The sequence below is a fragment of the Planctomycetota bacterium genome (assembly GCA_016872555.1).
GTDB lineage: Bacteria > Planctomycetota > Planctomycetia > Pirellulales > UBA1268 > F1-20-MAGs016.
Map to the genome: position 1 here is coordinate 102,431 of VGZO01000003.1, position 16,544 is coordinate 118,974.

At 71.5% G+C, this 16,544-nt stretch carries 18 protein-coding genes, 1 pseudogene and 1 riboswitch; of the genes and pseudogenes, 7 read left to right on the plus strand and 12 right to left on the minus strand.

The annotated features are described in order from the left end of the window. The first annotated feature begins 57 nt into the window (after positions 1 to 57). Both FJ309_01910 and FJ309_01915 read left to right on the plus strand, forming a co-directional pair. Positions 58 to 1,767 carry a serine/threonine protein kinase gene (locus FJ309_01910; GenBank protein MBM3953373.1) on the plus strand — a complete coding sequence of 570 codons (1,710 nt, stop codon included), beginning with the start codon at positions 58 to 60 and terminating at the stop codon, positions 1,765 to 1,767. Positions 1,768 to 2,678: 911 nt separating this feature from the next. Continuing rightward, on the plus strand, positions 2,679 to 3,548 hold the full coding sequence (locus FJ309_01915) for a DUF1080 domain-containing protein (protein MBM3953374.1): 870 nt from the start codon (positions 2,679 to 2,681) through the stop codon (positions 3,546 to 3,548). A 30-nt stretch (positions 3,549 to 3,578) separates the two neighbouring features. Here the strand turns inward: FJ309_01915 and FJ309_01920 are convergent, their stop codons facing one another. From FJ309_01920 to FJ309_01930, 3 genes are all read right to left on the minus strand, one after another. Beyond that, complete coding sequence (locus tag FJ309_01920) at positions 3,579 to 5,597, minus strand: hypothetical protein (protein MBM3953375.1); 2,019 nt, start codon at positions 5,595 to 5,597, stop codon at positions 3,579 to 3,581. Positions 5,598 to 5,703: 106 nt separating this feature from the next. Further along, positions 5,704 to 6,015, minus strand: coding sequence for a P-II family nitrogen regulator (locus tag FJ309_01925; GenBank protein MBM3953376.1), 312 nt, complete (start codon positions 6,013 to 6,015; stop codon positions 5,704 to 5,706). A gap of 71 nt (positions 6,016 to 6,086) precedes the next feature. Continuing rightward, on the minus strand, positions 6,087 to 6,446 hold the full coding sequence (locus FJ309_01930; protein MBM3953377.1) for a (2Fe-2S)-binding protein: 360 nt from the start codon (positions 6,444 to 6,446) through the stop codon (positions 6,087 to 6,089). An 88-nt stretch (positions 6,447 to 6,534) separates the two neighbouring features. Between FJ309_01930 and FJ309_01935 the strand changes: the two genes are divergently transcribed. From FJ309_01935 to FJ309_01945, 3 genes are all read left to right on the plus strand, one after another. Then, complete coding sequence (locus tag FJ309_01935; protein MBM3953378.1) at positions 6,535 to 6,876, plus strand: hypothetical protein; 342 nt, start codon at positions 6,535 to 6,537, stop codon at positions 6,874 to 6,876. 129 nt (positions 6,877 to 7,005) lie between these two features. Further along, positions 7,006 to 7,803, plus strand: a complete 798-nt coding sequence (gene thyX / locus FJ309_01940; GenBank protein MBM3953379.1) for an FAD-dependent thymidylate synthase — start codon at positions 7,006 to 7,008, stop codon at positions 7,801 to 7,803. A 28-nt stretch (positions 7,804 to 7,831) separates the two neighbouring features. Continuing rightward, a complete protein-coding gene (locus FJ309_01945; protein MBM3953380.1) occupies positions 7,832 to 8,230 on the plus strand; it encodes a DUF4440 domain-containing protein in 399 nt (132 codons plus the stop codon). Between the two features lie 49 nt (positions 8,231 to 8,279). Here FJ309_01945 and FJ309_01950 read toward each other — a convergent pair whose 3' ends face one another. Further along, positions 8,280 to 9,320 carry a gfo/Idh/MocA family oxidoreductase gene (locus FJ309_01950; GenBank protein ID MBM3953381.1) on the minus strand — a complete coding sequence of 347 codons (1,041 nt, stop codon included), beginning with the start codon at positions 9,318 to 9,320 and terminating at the stop codon, positions 8,280 to 8,282. Positions 9,321 to 9,360: 40 nt separating this feature from the next. Next, positions 9,361 to 9,702 carry a hypothetical protein gene (locus FJ309_01955; GenBank protein ID MBM3953382.1) on the minus strand — a complete coding sequence of 114 codons (342 nt, stop codon included), beginning with the start codon at positions 9,700 to 9,702 and terminating at the stop codon, positions 9,361 to 9,363. Between the two features lie 166 nt (positions 9,703 to 9,868). On the opposite strand from FJ309_01955, the gene FJ309_01960 reads away from it, so the two are divergent. Continuing rightward, positions 9,869 to 10,204 (plus strand): hypothetical protein, encoded by a 336-nt coding sequence (locus FJ309_01960; protein MBM3953383.1) that lies wholly within the window; start codon positions 9,869 to 9,871, stop codon positions 10,202 to 10,204. Here the strand turns inward: FJ309_01960 and FJ309_01965 are convergent. The 6 genes and pseudogenes from FJ309_01965 to FJ309_01990 form a co-directional block, all read right to left on the minus strand. Further along, positions 10,099 to 10,629, minus strand: a pseudogene (locus FJ309_01965) (molybdopterin molybdenumtransferase MoeA). The gene FJ309_01960 and the pseudogene FJ309_01965 overlap by 106 nt on opposite strands. Then, complete coding sequence (locus tag FJ309_01970) at positions 10,626 to 11,237, minus strand: aminodeoxychorismate/anthranilate synthase component II (GenBank protein ID MBM3953384.1); 612 nt, start codon at positions 11,235 to 11,237, stop codon at positions 10,626 to 10,628. Before FJ309_01970 ends, FJ309_01965 begins: the two are co-directional and overlap by 4 nt. A gap of 27 nt (positions 11,238 to 11,264) precedes the next feature. Then, complete coding sequence (locus FJ309_01975) at positions 11,265 to 11,552, minus strand: antibiotic biosynthesis monooxygenase (protein ID MBM3953385.1); 288 nt, start codon at positions 11,550 to 11,552, stop codon at positions 11,265 to 11,267. A gap of 53 nt (positions 11,553 to 11,605) precedes the next feature. Next, positions 11,606 to 12,424, minus strand: a complete 819-nt coding sequence (locus FJ309_01980) for a class I SAM-dependent methyltransferase (protein ID MBM3953386.1) — start codon at positions 12,422 to 12,424, stop codon at positions 11,606 to 11,608. Next, positions 12,421 to 13,152, minus strand: coding sequence for a PEP-CTERM sorting domain-containing protein (locus tag FJ309_01985; protein ID MBM3953387.1), 732 nt, complete (start codon positions 13,150 to 13,152; stop codon positions 12,421 to 12,423). The genes FJ309_01980 and FJ309_01985 overlap by 4 nt, the downstream gene beginning before the upstream one ends. 36 nt (positions 13,153 to 13,188) lie before the next feature. Next, positions 13,189 to 14,052 (minus strand): DUF1559 domain-containing protein, encoded by an 864-nt coding sequence (locus tag FJ309_01990; GenBank protein MBM3953388.1) that lies wholly within the window; start codon positions 14,050 to 14,052, stop codon positions 13,189 to 13,191. A 146-nt stretch (positions 14,053 to 14,198) separates the two neighbouring features. Beyond that, positions 14,199 to 14,456: riboswitch (cobalamin riboswitch) on the minus strand. A gap of 444 nt (positions 14,457 to 14,900) precedes the next feature. Here FJ309_01990 and FJ309_01995 point away from each other — a divergent pair. Beyond that, a complete protein-coding gene (locus FJ309_01995) occupies positions 14,901 to 15,743 on the plus strand; it encodes a hypothetical protein (protein MBM3953389.1) in 843 nt (280 codons plus the stop codon). A gap of 116 nt (positions 15,744 to 15,859) precedes the next feature. Here the strand turns inward: FJ309_01995 and FJ309_02000 are convergent, their stop codons facing one another. Then, positions 15,860 to 16,543, minus strand: coding sequence for an amino acid ABC transporter ATP-binding protein (locus FJ309_02000; GenBank protein ID MBM3953390.1), 684 nt, complete (start codon positions 16,541 to 16,543; stop codon positions 15,860 to 15,862). Position 16,544: the final 1 nt, after the last annotated feature.

Below are 16,544 nucleotides of genomic sequence, written 5' to 3' on the forward strand. Positions count from 1 at the left end.
GAATCGAGCGCACGGGACCCGGTTGGGTCCGTGCCGGGACAGCGAGGAGACGAAGCGATGAGCGATCACACCCGGCGGACGACGGGCAGGGGCGCAGGACGGTCGCCGTGGGTTCGGGCCGGGTGGCTGGCGAGCCTGCTGGCAGCGGCGCTCGGCGCGTCGGCGTGGGGCGCCGACGGCGGCAAGGCGCGGCCAGACTGGAACCAGTGGGGCGGGTCGCCTGCCCGCAACAACGTCGCCGCCGCGAAGGGCCTGCCGATCGAGTGGGATCCGGGTCAATTCGACGCCGACACCGGCGCGTGGAAGCCCGCGACGAGCCGCAACGTCGCCTGGGTCGCGCAGCTCGGCAGCCAAACCTACGGCAACCCGGTCGTCGCCGGCGGGAAGGTGTACGTCGGCACCAACAACGGCAAGGGCTGGGTGCAGCGCTACCCGGCGAGCGTCGACCTCGGCTGCCTGCTCTGCTTCGACGACCGTGACGGCTCGTTCCTCTGGCAGGACTCGAGCGAGAAGCTCCCCACCGGGCGCGTCCACGACTGGCCGCTGCAGGGGATCTGCTGCTCGCCGCTGGTCGAGGGGGACCGGGCGTGGTACGTCACCAGCCGCGGCGAGGTGAAGTGCCTCGACACCGAAGGGTTCCGCGACGGCGAGAACGACGGCCCGTTCACCGCCGAGAAGGTCCAGGCCTCCGAGGAGGCCGACGTCGTCTGGGTGCTCGACATGATGAAGGAGCTCGGCGTCTCGCAGCACAACATGTGCTCGTGCAGCGTGACGGCCGTCGGCGATCTGCTGTTCGTCACCACCTCCAACGGCGTCGACGAAGGGCACATCAACCTCCCCAACGCCGCCGCGCCGAGCTTCCTCTGCCTCGACAAGCGCGACGGCAAGCTCCTCTGGGCCGACGGCACCCCCGGCGCCAACGTCCTCCACGGCCAGTGGTCGAGCCCGTCGTACGGCGAGCTCGGCGGCGTGCCGCAGGTGATCTTCGGCGGCGGCGACGGCTGGGTGTATGGATTCGACGCCCGCGGCAACGGCGGCAAGGCGAAGCTGCTGTGGAAGTTCGACTGCAACCCCAAGGAGTCGAAGTACGTGCTCGGCGGCCGCGCCGACCGCAACCACATCATCGGCACGCCGGTGGTCCACGACGGCCTCGTCTACGTCGCCGTCGGCGAGGATCCCGAACACGGCGAGGGCGTCGGTCACCTGTGGTGCATCGATCCGACGAAGCGCGGCGACACCAGCCCCGAACTGGCCGTCAGCCTCAAGGACCCCAACACTCCCCTGCCCCACCGCCGCAACCAGGCGATCATCAAGGAAGAGGGGGAGGTGGCCCGCCCCAATCCCAACTCGGCCGCGGTCTGGCACTACCCCGGCTTCGACGCCGACGGCAACGGCAAGCTCGGCTTCGAGGAGACGATGCACCGCACCTGCGGCACGGTGGCGATCGCCGACGGGATGCTGTTCGTCGCCGACTTCAGCGGCCTGTTCCACTGCCTCGACCTGAAGACCGGCAAGCCGCTGTGGACCCACGACATGCTCGCGGCCAGTTGGGGCTCGCCGCTGATCGCCGACGGCAAGGTCTACATCGGCGACGAGGACGGCGACATCTCGGTGTTCGAGTTGACCCGCGAGAAGAACCTGCTGTCCGAGGTCAACATGGGAAACAGCGTCTACTCGACGCCGATCGCGATCGGCGACACGCTGTACATCGCCAACAAGAGCCATCTGTTCGCGATCCGCGAGGGGGCGAAGCCGGAAGGCCGCTGACTCTCCTCCGCCAGCCACCGCCGGATCGACCGCCGGCGTTCGACGGGCCGGCAACCCCCGAGGGTTTTCCGATGCCGCGCTGCGACCGCGTTCCCTCCTTGCCGGGGCGGGTGCTGTCTTCGCTCGTGGTGGCAGCCGCCATGGCCGCGGTGGCTCCACCGCTCCCGGCCGCCGACCCCGCCCCGCCGACGGCCGCGCGCGAGGCGCTGGAGGGGGCGCGGCGGATCTGCGTGCTCGGCGACAGCATCACGTTCGACGGCGGCTGGGTCGCCGGCCTGGCGGCGTGGCTCGAGGCGCGCGGATCGACGGCGACGGTCGTCAACTGCGGCCTGCCGAGCGAGACCTGCAGCGGCCTCTCCGAGGATGGCCACGCCGGCGGCAAGTTCCCCCGTCCCGACGTCCACGAGCGCCTCGACCGCGTGCTGCGACTGGTGCGCCCCGACCTGGTGATCGCCTGCTACGGGATGAACTGCGGCATCTACGAGCCACTCGACGAGGCCAGGTTCGCCGCCTTCCGCGCCGGGATCGAGAAACTCCACGCCGCCGTCGAGGCCGCCGGGGCGCGGATCATCCACCTCACGCCGCCGGTCTACGACGGCCGTCCCGGCCAGCGCCATCCGGCCGGCGACGTCGACTACGACGCCGTGCTCGCCGCCTATTCCGAGTGGCTGCTGGGCAGGCGGGCCGACGGCTGGGCGGTGATCGACGTCCACGGGCCGATGCGGACGTGGCTCGCCGAGCGCCGTACGAAAGACCCTGCGTTCACGTTCCAGCCCGACGCGGTCCATCCCGACGAGGCAGGCCAGTGGACGATCTGCCGGGCAGTCCTCGTCGGGATCGGCGACGAGCGGACGGCGGCGGAGGCCGAGCCGGTGTCGCTGCGACCGTTCATGCCCGACTGCCTCGCGCGGATGCGCCTCCTGCGGCAGGCCTACGTCGGGGCCGCCGGGCACCTGCGCCCCGGGATCCAGGCCGGGCTGCCGGTGGCCGAGGCCGAGGCGCAGGCCGCGAAGATCACCGACTCGCTCCGCCGGCGGCGTCCGCTCCTGATCGGCGAGAAGAAGGCCAGCGGGGAGTGGAAGACCGCGGTGGAGTGGCCGCGCCCGCCGGTCGTCGATCCTGGCCCGGCACCGGAGAAACCGGCCCCGATCCCGGCCGACGCGGTCGTCCTGTTCGACGGCCGTGACCTGACCGCCTTCGAGGGCCCACCGTCATGGACCGTGGCCGACGGGATCGCCACGGTGAAGGGGGGCTCGATCACGACGAGCGGTTCGTTCGGCGACTGCCATCTGCACGTCGAGTTCCGCACCCCCTCCCCGGCGACGGGCTCGGGGCAGGGGCGCGGCAATTCGGGCGTCTACCTGATGGGGCGCTACGAGATCCAGATCCTCGATTCGTTCGCCGACGGCACCGAGGCTCCCCTCACCTACCCGGACGGCCAGTGCGGCGCCCTCTACAAGCAGCAGCCGCCGGCGGTCAACGCCAGCCGCCGCCCGGGCGAGTGGCAGTCGTTCGACATTCTCTTCACACGGCCGCGGTTCACCGCCGACGGCGCTCTCGAAACGCCAGGGCGGGTGAGCGTGATCCACAACGGCGTTGCGATCCACGCCGACACCGTGATCCTCGGCACCACCGGCTGGGCCGATCCGCCCATGTACTTGGCCCACCCCGACGCTCTGCCACTGTCGATCCAGGATCACGGCAACCCGGTGCAGTTCCGCTCGATTTGGATCCGCCCGTATGAGCCGGCCGTCGGGACCGTGCCCGTGGCCCAGCCCTGACACGGGCGCGCGAACCGTGATGGCCGCTCGTCAGCCACCGCTGGTCGTCGCGAAGACGCGGGGATCCGTCACCGCCGCGGCCGGGAAGACGATCTCGCCGGGAGCCGACTCCACGGGCAGCCCCTCGTGGATCACGCGCTCCTCGATGATCGTCCCGGGGACCATCGTCGGCGCCGAGCGGCTCACCGGATCGACCCGCCGCCAACCGGCCACGACCCAGCCGTCACGACGGCTGGCGAGCTGATTCATCGGCAACGGGCCGGACGCGGCCAGCTCCCCCTGGAGCGGCAGGTCGGGGATCTCGATCTCCGACTTGAACAGCTTGTCGAACCGCTTTTGGAGAATCCGCCGGAGGGCCGTCTCCTTGTTGGTCAGTTTCTCGGCCCCCCCCGGCTTGAACCCGGGCGGATAGATCTGCACGTCGCCGTCGCGCACCAGCCGCTGGCCCCACGGAGTCGACTCGATCCGGTAGGTGGCCCAGATGTCCATCGCGTCGAACGAGCGATCGCCGGCGACGAATTTGTCGCCGCGGACGGTGAGCTTCACCCGGCCGTCGTCGGCGGTCACGGCTACCGGCCGCTGCTTGGCGAACGTGATCGCCCAGGCCTTGTCGTCGGCCTCGTTCTCCAAAGAGTCGGGCATCTTCGCGTCGTTCTCACGGGCGATCCGCTCGACGTCGGCCCGGGTGAAGACCCGGCCGCCGAGCTTCTCCTCGAGGATGTTGTTGACGGCCGATTCGTGGACGCGGGCGGTGATCACGTTGCCCGCCTGGGCGGCAGGTGCGGACGTGTGGGCCGCGAGCTGCCGGGGGAGGGCCTTGCGGGCCACGACCCGCAGGGCTTCATCGGTGGTATGAAGATGGACCATCTCGGGATACAGACCACGGGCCTGGAGCGGACCGCGAAGCCGGTCGCGGAGCTGCTGCCGGATCTGCTGCACGGCCGGTTCGGTCTGCTCGGCGAATTGCTCGCTGACCCGAGCCCGCGCCTTGCTTTCCGCCACGGCCTCGGCCTGCGGGCGGCTCTCGGCGACCTTGCGATTGGCGATCCGCTGAATGATCCGCCGGCCGAACCGCGCCGAAATCGCCATCCCGGTGGTCTGCGAGTCGGTGGACGCGGTCGCCTGCACGGGAGATGCCGCGACGTTCTCGCCGTCGAGCGTGATCCGGCGCCGGGCACAGAGTTGCGTCACGCCGCGGCTGTGGACCGTGACCGGCCCCTGCGTGCCGCGCGTGGTCGAAATGTTGGTCGCGTCGAACACGAGGTCGAACACCGCCCGGTCGGGCGCGGGGACGAAGTCGAGCCGGACCGCGCCGGTGGTGCGGCCGCTGCCGCGGATCCGCGTGCCGAGGACGACGTCATCGACCGGTGCGACCTGGTCGATCGGGCGGTTCACCATCGGAGCCACGAGCCTCTCGTGGATCTCCAATTCGATGTTGGGCCGCGCCAGCGCCCCGCGGACCCCGGCCACGAGCCCGCCGGCCTGCCCCGATTCGGAGAGGCGCTCGAGGATCGTCGGCACCTCGGCCAGCGCCTCTCCGCGCCCCGTCGCCGAGGCCGACAGCAGCGCCGAGGCGAGGTCGTCGAGACGGCGCGAGAAGCGATTGAATCCGCCGCTGCCCCGGGCGGCGTCGGCGGCCTCCGCGTAGCGTGTGACGGCCCGGCGGACGGCGACGAACTGGGGCATGTCGAGCCCGGTCTCGGTGGCATCGAGGAGCTTCTGGAGGCGACGGAGCACCTTCGGATCGGCGGCCACGCCGCCCGACGCCTGCTCGGTGAGCGCCGGCCAGTCGAGGTAGCGGCGCCAGTCGGCACCGCTCTTGCTCCGCGCCAGGAGACGGTCGAGCGGGACCAGGGCCGTGCGCAGGCTCGCGGCGGCCGAGTCGAGGGCGGCGTCCGACGGTGGCCGGAAACTGCCCCCGGCGAAGGCCGCATCGCGAGCGAGCCGCTCGAACGTCGGATCGGTCTGCTCGATCGACTGTGCGTGGGACGCCGCAGCCAGCACCAGCGCGGCGATCACGACCAGACTGGGAGTTTTTGCCGATGGCATGGGATGTTCCGCCGGGGCAACGTGGGAAGCGTGCGGCAAGTGTAGCGGCCGCCGCTGGTTCCCCGAAGACCAGGATCCACCCCGTGCCGGCTCTCGCCGCCGAGCCTCATCCTTCGGCCGAGCGATCGAGCGCCGGGAGCACGAAGATCTTTCCGTCCCCCATCCGTCCGGTCCGGGCGGCAGTCGCGATCCGCTCCACCACTTCCTCGACCCGGGCGTCGTCGACCCACACCTGGATCTCGACCTTGGGGAGGAACGCCCGGGCGTAGTCGCTGTCGCCGTAGCGGTCGAGATAGCTCTTTTGCCGGCCGTACCCCTTGACCTCGCGCACGCTGAAGGCCTCGAGCGGCGCCAACCGCAGGGCCTCGAGGACCCGCTCGGCGACGATCGGCCGGACGATCGCGATCACCTCCCGCACGGCGGCATCTCCGTTCGGGATCGAATCCCACGGTCGGGCCGAGGCCACGGCACGCCCGCACCCCACCGGCTTCAACTGAAGAAGTTGTCGCCGAACAGGTTGAAAGGTGGGCAGGTGACCACGGTCACGTCCCCGTGGACCCGGGTCTGGCATGCCAGACGCATCGTCGACTCGTTGCCGACGTAGGCCAGCGAGACCGCCAGCCGGGCCGATTCGAGGATCCCCTTCGGACTCGTGTTTTCCATCCCCTTGGTGATCAGCACCCGGCAGCTGCCGCAGCTCCCCAGTCCGTGGCAATTGGCCACCTGGTGGATGCCGGGATAGAGCTGGACCCCGGCTCGGAGGGCCTCCTGCCGCAGGTTCGCGCCGTCGGCGACCTGGATCTCCCGCTTGTCGGCCGCCTTTTCGCTGGCAAAGGTGATCGTCGGCATGGAAAACTCTCGAATGGGGACCGGGTGGTCAGACGATACTGTAGCCGCCGCGCCACCGAGCAACCAGCCGCACTTTACCGGGACCGCCATGGCCGACCTGACCCGCTACCAACAGTCGATCGTCCGCAATTACTACGCCAATCTCGACACCGCCCTGCTCCAGCGGATCGGCGAGCAGGTCACCGACCTGTACCTCGCCGAGGGGAAGAAGCGGCAGAAGCTGTGGGCCTCGATCGGCACGGCCCTCGATAAGCTCGGCGTGCCGCGGGCCCGGATCGACCACATCACCGCTGCCGACGACGCCCGGCTGCTCGCCACGCTGCTGGAGGAGCTGCTGGCCCGCGAACCCGGGACTCCGCCCGCGGCACGCGGGTCCCAGCCTGACTGCGGCGGCAAGGCCCCCGCGCCGCGCCAAGCCAAGCGAGCCTGACACCCGCTCCCGGAATCGGCCGTGAACGAACCGCAGTCCCCGCCCTCCCCGCAGGCCGACCGCATCGCCGCGCTCCGCTGGCGGAAGTTCCCCGTCCTCGACGACGGCTTCGTGGCGCTCGTCGACTGCATGGGTGACGACGCCGCCGTCGTCCAGGCGGCACGCGTCAGCTACGGCGAGGGCACGCGCCGGGTCAGCGACGACCGCCAGCTGATCCGCTACCTGCTCCGCCACGCGCACACGACGCCGTTCGAGATGGCGGAGGTGAAGCTCCTCGTCCGCGTGCCGATGGATTGCTGGCGGCAGTGGATCCGCCACCGGACCGCCAACGTCAACGAGTACTCGACCCGCTACTCATTGGCGATCGACTCCGCCCAGGCGACGGCCTCCGACCAGTGGCGGCTCCAGGCCACCGGCAACCGGCAGGGCTCCGGCGATCCCACGACGCCCGACGTCGGCGCCCGGCTGTCGCGGGCCGAGGAGGAATTGCAGGCCGCCGCGCGGCGCGTCTACCAGGAACGGCTCGACGCCGGCATCGCCCGCGAACAGGCGCGCAAGGACCTTCCGCTCTCGACCTACACCGAGGCCTACTGGAAGATCGACCTCCACAACCTCCTCCACTTCCTCGCCCTGCGGATGGATCCGCACGCCCAGCTGGAGATCCGCCGCTACGCCGAGACGATCGGCCGCGAGATCGTGGCACCGCTGTTTCCCCTCTGCTGGGAGGCGTTTTGCGACTACCGCCTCGAGGCCCTGCGGCTCACGCGGCTCGACCAGGAGGTCATCCGCCGCCTCGCCGGACGGCTGCCGGCGAGCCATGCTGACTTCCTCGCCGCGCAGGATCCCTCGTGGGCGTCCCTCGAGCGCTGCCGGGAGCGTGACGAGTGCCTCGCCAAGCTCGTCGCCCTCGGGCTCGTCGTCGGCTGATCCGCCCCTGTCCCCGGAGAGATCCCCGATGCCCGAAGCCGCCGCCGAATTGCTCGACCTCTCCCGCCGGCTCCTCGCCGCGATCACGTCCGGCGACTGGCAGGCCTACCGGGCACTCGTCGCCGACGACGTCACCTGCTTCGAGCCGGAGGCCCGCGGCCATCTCGTCGAGGGACTGCCGTTCCACGAGCACTATTTCAAGCTCGGCGCCGGACGCCCCACCGCCGCGGCGTTGACGACGACGCTCGCCGCGCCGCACGTTCGCTTCCTGTCCGCCGACGCCGCGGTGGTCAGTTACGTCCGCCTCACGCAGAAGCTCGACGACGCCGGCCGCCCCGTGACCACGGCCGTTGAGGAAACGCGGGTCTGGCAGCGGGGCGCGAACGGCTGGAAGCACGTCCACTTCCACCGCAGCCTCCCCGGTTGAAGCCCCGATCGCCCCCGGCACGCGGCGCGTGCGTGGGGCGACGGGCCGCTCAGCGCGGGCCCGCGCCGAGCGCCTCCAGCCGCGCCGTCGCCGCCGCCTCGGCCTCGGCGAGCACGTCGGCGATCCGCACGGCGCGCCCTTCGGCGGCGCTGCGTTCGGCGGCGGCCATGAAGGCGTAGAGCTCGAGCGTCTCGGCCGGGTCGACCGGAGGCACGCCGCTGGCGAAGAACTCCATGATCGCCACCAGCAGCGGACGGTAGCCGTCGAACGCCCCGACCGGTGTGCTGCCTTTCATTCCGAAGGCGGTGCCGCCATAGCCGGCCGAGCCGCGGCGGATGCCACGGAACGTGCCGATCCGGCCGTCGTCCCACAGCCCCGTCGCCGCATCGTGGTCGGCCGAGTGCACGCCGACGACGGTCTGGCATCCGCGCCCCATCACGGTGAACAGCGACTCGCAGCCGTGGATGCCGTACCAGAAGAGCCGGGGATGGGTCGCCTCGAGGCTACAGGGGGAGAAGGTGTCGCACCCGGTCACCGCACCGATCAAACCGCCGCGCACCGCCTGGCTGGCCGTGCCGAAGCGCAGCGCCGAGGCACTGAACACCGGCACTCCGGCGCGGCCCGCCGCCCGGTAGATGGCGACGGCGTCGGCCAGCGACCCGGCCACCGGCTTGTCGATGAACAGCCGCTTGCCCGCGCGGATCACCGGAAGGGCCTGCTCGAGGTGCGGGCGGCCGTCGTTGGTCTCGAGGAGGACGGCGTCGCAGCGCTCGACGACGGCCGCGACGTCGTCGATGATCTCGACACCCAGCCCGCGGACGGTGGCGGTGTATTCCGGGATCCGCTTCACGCTCGACCCGATGTCGGCGCTGCCGCGCGGGCAGGCGACGACGACGCGCCCCCCGGGGACGTGCTGCGGATCGTCGGGGGTGTTGAGCAGCTTGGTGAACGCGGTTGCGTGCGACGTATCGAGCCCGATGATCCCGACGCGCATCCCCTTCTCCTCCGCGGCCGCCACCGCCCCGATCGCCGACCAGGCCAGGATCGCCCGGCCGACCGCCGCCCACCGACCAGTGTCCCGTCGTCGCATCGCCCTGCCTCCGCTGGCCACGCCGGTCTCCCGGCATCGTTCACCCACCGTCCCCCGTTCGGATCACCACCTCGACCTCGGTCCCTGCCGGGAGCGTGCCACTCCCCGCGGGCAGGACCATGAGCCCCTCCGCCACCGCCAGTCCCACCAGGTCCGATGAACCGCTCCAGGCGAGCGGTTCGACGGCATACCCGGTGCCCGAGGCATGAAGTCGGCAGGGGGCGTAGACGGGCCGGTCGCCCGCCCCGCGCGCCGCCGCCGACAGGACGCCGCGGACGCGCGGCAGGTGCCACTGCCGCGGGGCGAGCCCGCGGAGGATCGCCAACGCCGGTCGCACGAACAGCTCGAAGCACACCAGGCTGCTGGCGGGATTGCCGGGCAAGCCGAAGACGAGCGTCTGTCCGTCGCCACGCGGGCGCCTGCCGAACCAGACCGGCTTCCCCGGTTTCATCCGCACCTTGTGGAACACCTCCGCGACGCCGCAGGCGGCGAACGCCACCGGCACGAGGTCGAGGTCGCCGGCCGAGACGCCGCCGGAGAGCACGAGGATGTCGGCCGCCAGCCCCATGGTGACCGCCGCGCGGAGAGCCTCAGGGCGATCGCCGACGCTTCCCAGCGCCACCGCCTCGCCCCCTGCGGCACGGACCACCGCCGCGATCATCGGACCGTTGGAATTGCGCGTCTGGCCGTGGGCCGGGATCGAGTCGGGGGGGACCAGCTCGCTCCCCGTGGCCAGGATCGCCACGCGCGGCGGTGCGGCGACGACGACATGCGTCGCCCCGGCCTCGACCGCCAGCCCGATCGCCGCCGGAGTCAACACCGTGCCCTCCGGCAGCACGACCGCGCCGCGGCGGAACGCCGTCCCACGCCGCGCCACATGCTGACCGGCGCGGTAGCGCCCGTCGCGGAGCCGGACCCGGCCGCCAGCGTGGGTGCCGGCGGTGCCGTCGAGGGCACACTCGACGGGGACCACGGCGTCGGCACCGGCGGGGAGCGGCGCGCCGGTCATGATCCGCGCACAGCATCCCGGGGGGATCGGCAGCGCCGTGACGTCGCCGGCGGCGAGATCGACCACGACGTCGAGCTCGGTCACTCCGTCAGGAACGATGTCGCCGTCGCGGACCGCGAACCCGTCCATCATCGCCCTGTCCCACGGCGGCGAATCACCGTCGGCGGCGATCGCCGCGGCGAGGCGGAGGCCGTCGGCGGATGCCAGCGCCACGCGGCGCGGCCCCAGCGGCCGCGCCGCCGCCTCGACCAGCCCGATCGCCTCCGCCAGATCGATCACGGGCCTCTCCACTCGGGTCAGGCCGGCGTTACGCCCGGCACGGCACCCGCGGTGGCGAGAAACCCGCGGAGGATGTCGTGGCCGGAGGGCGTGAGGAAGCTCTCGGGGTGGAACTGGACGCCGTACACCGGCAGCGAACGGTGGCGGATCGCCATGATCTCCCGCGCGCCGTCGGGCGCCGTCGACCAGGCGTCGACCTCGAAGTCGCGGGGGAGCGACGGAGGATCGATCACCAGGCTGTGGTAACGCGTCGCCTCGATCGGGCTGGCGAGACCGGCGAACAGCCCGCGGCCGGCGTGCTCGATGCGATCGACCTTGCCGTGCATCAGCCGGCCGGCGCGGACGATCCGCCCACCGAACACCTGCCCGATCGCCTGGTGACCGAGGCAGACGCCGAGGATCGGCATCCTCCCTGCGAACCGGCGGACCGCGTCGCAGGAGATTCCCGCCTCGTCGGGCGTGCACGGCCCCGGCGAGATCACCAGATGGCTCGGGGCGAGCCGGGCGATCATCGCGCAGTCGATCCGATCGTTGCGGTGGACCTCGACCGGCAGCGCCGGGGCAACCTCACCGAGCCGCTGGACGAGGTTCCAGGTGAACGAGTCGTAGTTGTCGATGAGCAGGATCACGGCGACGGTTCCGGCTGGCGGCGGCGGTCAGTCGAGGAGCGTCGACGGATGGCCGTCGCGGTCGACCAGCGGCATGATCCGGGGCTTGTAGATCGTCGTGTAGGCTTTCCCACAGCGGTGGGCGTCGAGGGCGGCGTCCGATTCCCAGTGCTCGACGAGCGTGAACCGGCGCGGCTCCGTCTCCGACTGGTAGACGTCGAACCGCAGGCACCCCGGCTCGGTGCGGCTTGCCCGCAGTGCCTCGCCGAGCAGCGTGCGGACCTGGGGCTCGTCGGCGGCGTCGCGGACGGTGAGCACGACGGTGAGGCAGCGCACGGCGGGGCTCCGGGGGAGTGGTCACGGCAGTGTAGCGGCGCGCCTCGGCCCGCTCACGCGACGACGATACCGCCGGCGGATCCGCCACGGCGGGCGAGGATGCGGAGGTAGGGGGGCAGATAGCCCGCCCGGTGGCCGAACGCGCCCGGCGGTGCCGCGGCATCGGCATGGGCGGGCTCGTGGACATCTTCGATGACGAACCCGGCCCGGCAGATGCCGCCGAGCAGGGCGTCGAGGGAATGGGCGAACTCGAGCGTCCCCGGTTCGCGGAGACGCGACGGCTCGGCGGCGGGCAGTGCGGCGGGCGAATCGAGCGGCTGGGTAAGCTCGTAAAGCCCGCCGCTGCCGGGGCGCAGCCCCGCCTGCAGGCTCGCCGGGGACTTGTGCTGGCTGACGTAGCGCCCCCCCGGGCGCGTCACCCTGGCAATCGCCGTGAACAGCCGCGTCACGTCGGGGAGATAGCAGGTGCTCACCGGGTGGACCACCAGATCGAAGCGCCCGGCGCGGAACATGCCCAGGTCGTCCATCGACGTCGCCACCAGATCGAGCGCGACGCGCCGCTCCCGCGCGACCTGGCGGTCGAGTTCGAGCATCGCCGGCGACAGATCGACGACCGTCACCCGGGCGCCGGCCGCCGCGTACAGCGGACCGTGTTTGCCCCCTCCCGCCGCCAGGCAGAGGACCTCGAGACCGGCGAGCGATTCCGGCAGCCAGCGGCGACCGCCGGCGCCGCTGGCCAGCCACGCCGCCGGGTCGGCGAACGCCTCGTCGACCGCGGGCCTGGCCAAGGCCGCGCCGCCGATCGCGAGCCGATCCCAGGCCCGCGCGTTGTGGTCGAGGACGGTCTCGCGCGAGGGGGCGTGGCTCGTCATCCTCGTTTCCGCCGCCGGGCGGCTACGGCCCAGGCGGCGATGGCACCACCGCCGGCCAAGGCGATCGCCGACGGCTCAGGGACGGGGGACACCGGCTGCGACAGGCTCAGCGTGGCGGCGCTGCCGTCGGCCTGGACGAAGGCGTACCAGCCCCCCGGAATCAGCAACGTGGTGGAGATGCCCGCCGCCGACAGGTCGAATGGTGCCGTTGTCCAGACGCCACCCGAGTCGTCGCGCTGGTACTGCGCCGGGTACTCGCCGGTGTCGGGATCGTAGGGACCGATGGTCCGCACGCCGGGCGACCATCCGGTCCCGAGGCCGGTCTGGTCGTAGGCGATCTCGTTGACGAAGTAACCCAACTCGGCGCCGAAGTAGCTGACGTCGATCGCCAGCCGTGGGTCGGAACCTGCCACGGCGGCCGGCCCGCCGACGATGTGGCCGGCGAGAGCGAACAAAAGCGACTCGAACGTCGCGACACCGTCCCAACGGTAACCCCAGGCGACCGCTGCCGGCTCGAGGGTCGTGCCGCCGGCGACGGTCGGGAACTGAAGCACGAGCGCAGCCTCGTGGGCGCCGGTGCCGGCCCAGAAACCGATGTCGGAGAAATCGTCGACGGTGACGGAGGCCGCCCGCAGCAGGCCCGTCCCGCTGCCGAGCACGATCGCCAGCACGCCGACGCCGATCACCCCGCGAACCGATATCGTCATCGCTTCCTCCCTGTCGTGCATCACGCTCCCGCGCCGGTGACGGACCGGCCTTGCCCATCAATCCCCGGCCGCGCGGGTCAGCAGGGCGAGCAGCACCGTCTGCTCGATCGATTCGGCGACGAACTCCACGTGTCCGTCGCCGAACACCACCCCGGCCGCCGTGGGATGGTCGCTCCAGATCTCGTTGTTCTGGCTGGCGTTGATCGGGTTGTTCCACCACTGGTCGAAGATGTTCTGCCCGTTGGCCCACTCCGACTGGAGCGCCCCGTCGCGTCCCGTGCATTCCGCGACCACCACCGTGTGCGCGAGGCCGTCGGCCACGTCGGCGGCGGCGGTGGAGCGCTCGTACTGCATCATCCCGGCATGTTCCGGCAACGGCCGGGCCACCGGATAGGCGACACCGTACATCCCGCCGTAGTCGGTGTAGGCGAGCCCGTCGCCCGGATCCCAGCGGCCATTGCCGTTGCGGTCCCCGGTGGTCGGACCGGTACGGCGAGTGCGCGCGGTGCTCGGGCAGAGGAACAACGGCACCACCGTCGCCGCCGCGCGGAGGTTCTCGGCGGCGCGGTAGGAACGACCGACGTCGAATGCCGCGGCGGCGCCCGGTTCCTCGACATACGGGAGGATGAACACGTTCCAGGCGAGCTGCCTCCGCGGCGCCTTGGTCGAGCACTCCAGGCAGCCGAGCGGGAAGCGCTTGCGAGCCGACTCGTGCACCGCGACGGCCTGGCCGAGACCGCGGAGATTGTTGGCGCAGGCCGTCCGCCGCCCCGCCTCGCGCGCGCCCTGCACCGCCGGCAGGAGCAGGCCGACGAGGAGCCCGACGATCGCGACGACGACAAGGACCTCGACGAGCGTCATGCCCGCGCGTGTCGGGCGCGGGGCGGACCGTCGCCACCCGCGCGGCACGAACGGATCCATAGCGGCTGACTCCGGTGTGCCGGCTGCATCGGCGACAAGCCACCGAAGCGACGCGCCGCAAGGCGCATCGTCTCCTGAGACCCGACTACCGCGCGATCGAACCGACCGCTGTCGCGGCCGTGCCGGCCGTCCCGCCCTCGCGGTCCGTCCGACCCATGATGCCGGGGAGGTCTTCTGACTCTCGGGCTCGGCTGCCGTCGGCCTTCTCGCCTCCGCGGTCTGCCGGGGTTTTCACCCCGGACCGCAGCGGCAATGGATCGATGACGGCATCCTCTTTCCGCCAGGCGGAGCCCGGCGAACATCGCCCGATCACAGCGGCGGGGCCGTCCCGGATTCGCACCGGTGTTCCCTGTTTGCCCACCGACGCAGCGCGCCGGCAGGCCACCCGGATCGTCGAGCGGATTCTACCGGCGATGGCGACCCTGTCAATCACCGCGACCCTGCCGGCCGCTGCTCACCGGCAGCGCCGCGCTGCGTTTCACATTGGGCCGATGGCGCGGTCGGTGCCGTCGCGACCCAGACGGTGGCAAGGGGGTGCGCGGTGCACCTTGCCCGACCGTGCCGAGCGGCATGGATTGCCTGACAGGCACCGTAAGTCGCTTCTCGAAAAATACTTCGGGCCCGCTCAAGCCTGTTTCCCCAGTCGACCGATACCCCCTTTGTCCCCCGGGGCATCACTGTGCCCGTCGGGCAACCAGGGGGCGGCAGCAACCTGCAACGATTCGAGTCACGGACTGGCTCGACAGGCCTGCCGCGGAGCGGTCGTGGATCACAACCTCGGGGTGACACGCCTCGCGAACGGGACGAAGCACTCTCGCGTGATCCGCAAGCAAAGGAGATGTGGCTCGATGAAGCGTATGTTTTTCCTCGGTGCGTTGGCCCTCAGCGTCACCGTTTGTAGCCAGTCCTATGGTTTCGAGATCCTCAACCGGATGCTCGGCCACAAGGGCTGCACGTCGTGCACCGAGCCCGCGTGCGACGCCGGCAACGGCTGTGCGGATGCCTGCGAGCCGACCTGCGCCGGCGGCGGCGGATGCTTCGGCGGTCGGGGCGGGTGCCTCGATGGCAAGGGTTGCGCGGAGCCGAGCTGCGACGGTGGCAACGGCTGCTCCGAGCCGGCGTGCGACGCCGGTGTGGGCAACGGCTGCTGCGAGCCGAGCTGCGGAGCGGTGGGTGGTTGCGGCAAGAAGAAGCACAACCTGTTCGGCGGCCTGAAGGGGCTGTTCGACGGGCTGAAGCGGAAGCACCACGGCTGCACGAGCTGCTGCAGTGAGCCCGCCTGCGGTGCCGGGAATGGCTGTGCCGAGCCCGCCTGCGGCGCCGGCAACGGTTGCGAGCCCGCCTGCGGTGCCGGGAATGGCTGCGCCGAGCCCGCTTGCGGTGCCGGCAACGGCTGCTGCGAACCGAGCTGCGGTGCGGTGGTTGCGAAGAAGAAGCATCGTGGGACGCCGATCCTCGACCTCCTCAAGTCGATCCACTCGGCGAAGAAGCGTCACCACGGCTGCACGAGCTGCTGCGACTCCGACCCGGGCTGCGGTGCCGAGCCCGACTGTGCGGGCGGCAACGGCTGCTGCGAGCCGGCCTGCGGTGCGGTGAGCCAGATGGTTCCGGCGACCTCGACGCCCGATGCGTCGGCTGCGAAGAAGACGAGCAAGGTCGTCGCCGTCAGCCGGACCGTTTCGGCGAAGTGAATCTGTCGAGGTCGATGATTCGGTAGTCCATTGCCCGACTCCGGCCAGTGAGCTCCGCCCGGGACGAAAGTCCCGGGCGGAGTTGTTTTTTGATCCGCCGGCGTTTCCGGTCGGCCTCAGAGCAGGTCGCCGGCCGCCCCGCGCGCGACGACGCGCCCCGCTGCGAGCTGCACCACCTCGGTCGCGGCCCGGCGCGCGAAACCGTGGTCGTGGGTGACGATCACCATCGTCTGCCCCGACCGGGCGAGCTCGGCGACCACCGCGAGCACCTCGCCGGTCATCGCCGGGTCGAGGGAGCTGGTCGGCTCGTCGAACAGCATCACCTTCGGCTGCATCGCCAGCGCTCGCGCGATCGCCACGCGCTGTTGTTGGCCACCGGAGAGCTGGGATGGGTGCTTGCCGGCATGCTCCTCGAGGCCGACCCGCACGAGCAGGTCGGTGGCCCGGCGCCGGGCGACGGCCGGGAGAAGGCCCAGCACCACCCGGGGGGCGAGCATCACGTTGTCGAGCGCGGTGAGGTGGGGAAACAGGTTGAACTGCTGGAATACCATCCCCACGTCACGGCGCACGGCCTGGAGGGTGGCGACCGGCTGGGGACCGGCGTCGAGCCGGTGGCCCGCGATCAGCACCGATCCCGCGCTGAACTCGGCCAGCCCGGTGAGGCAACGCAGCAGCGTGCTCTTGCCCCCACCGGACGGTCCCACCAGGACCGTCACCGCTCCCGGCGCGACCGACAGGCTGACGTCGCGAAGGACGGGCTGGCGCGACCGCTCGGCGGAGAGGTTTTCGACTTCGATCACG

Coding starts and splice junctions, on each gene's coding strand:
- FJ309_01950 (MBM3953381.1), bottom strand. CDS start 9,320: ATGCGACGACGGGACACTGGTCGGTGGGCGGCGGTCGGCCGGGCGATC.
- FJ309_01915 (MBM3953374.1), top strand. CDS start 2,679: ATGCGCCTCCTGCGGCAGGCCTACGTCGGGGCCGCCGGGCACCTGCGC.
- FJ309_01930 (MBM3953377.1), bottom strand. CDS start 6,446: ATGCCGACGATCACCTTTGCCAGCGAAAAGGCGGCCGACAAGCGGGAG.
- thyX (MBM3953379.1), top strand. CDS start 7,006: ATGGGTGACGACGCCGCCGTCGTCCAGGCGGCACGCGTCAGCTACGGC.
- FJ309_01995 (MBM3953389.1), top strand. CDS start 14,901: ATGAAGCGTATGTTTTTCCTCGGTGCGTTGGCCCTCAGCGTCACCGTT.
- FJ309_01960 (MBM3953383.1), top strand. CDS start 9,869: ATGTCGGCCGCCAGCCCCATGGTGACCGCCGCGCGGAGAGCCTCAGGG.
- FJ309_01910 (MBM3953373.1), top strand. CDS start 58: ATGAGCGATCACACCCGGCGGACGACGGGCAGGGGCGCAGGACGGTCG.
- FJ309_01980 (MBM3953386.1), bottom strand. CDS start 12,424: ATGACGAGCCACGCCCCCTCGCGCGAGACCGTCCTCGACCACAACGCG.
- FJ309_01920 (MBM3953375.1), bottom strand. CDS start 5,597: ATGCCATCGGCAAAAACTCCCAGTCTGGTCGTGATCGCCGCGCTGGTG.
- FJ309_01935 (MBM3953378.1), top strand. CDS start 6,535: ATGGCCGACCTGACCCGCTACCAACAGTCGATCGTCCGCAATTACTAC.
- FJ309_01945 (MBM3953380.1), top strand. CDS start 7,832: ATGCCCGAAGCCGCCGCCGAATTGCTCGACCTCTCCCGCCGGCTCCTC.
- FJ309_01990 (MBM3953388.1), bottom strand. CDS start 14,052: ATGGATCCGTTCGTGCCGCGCGGGTGGCGACGGTCCGCCCCGCGCCCG.
- FJ309_01985 (MBM3953387.1), bottom strand. CDS start 13,152: ATGCACGACAGGGAGGAAGCGATGACGATATCGGTTCGCGGGGTGATC.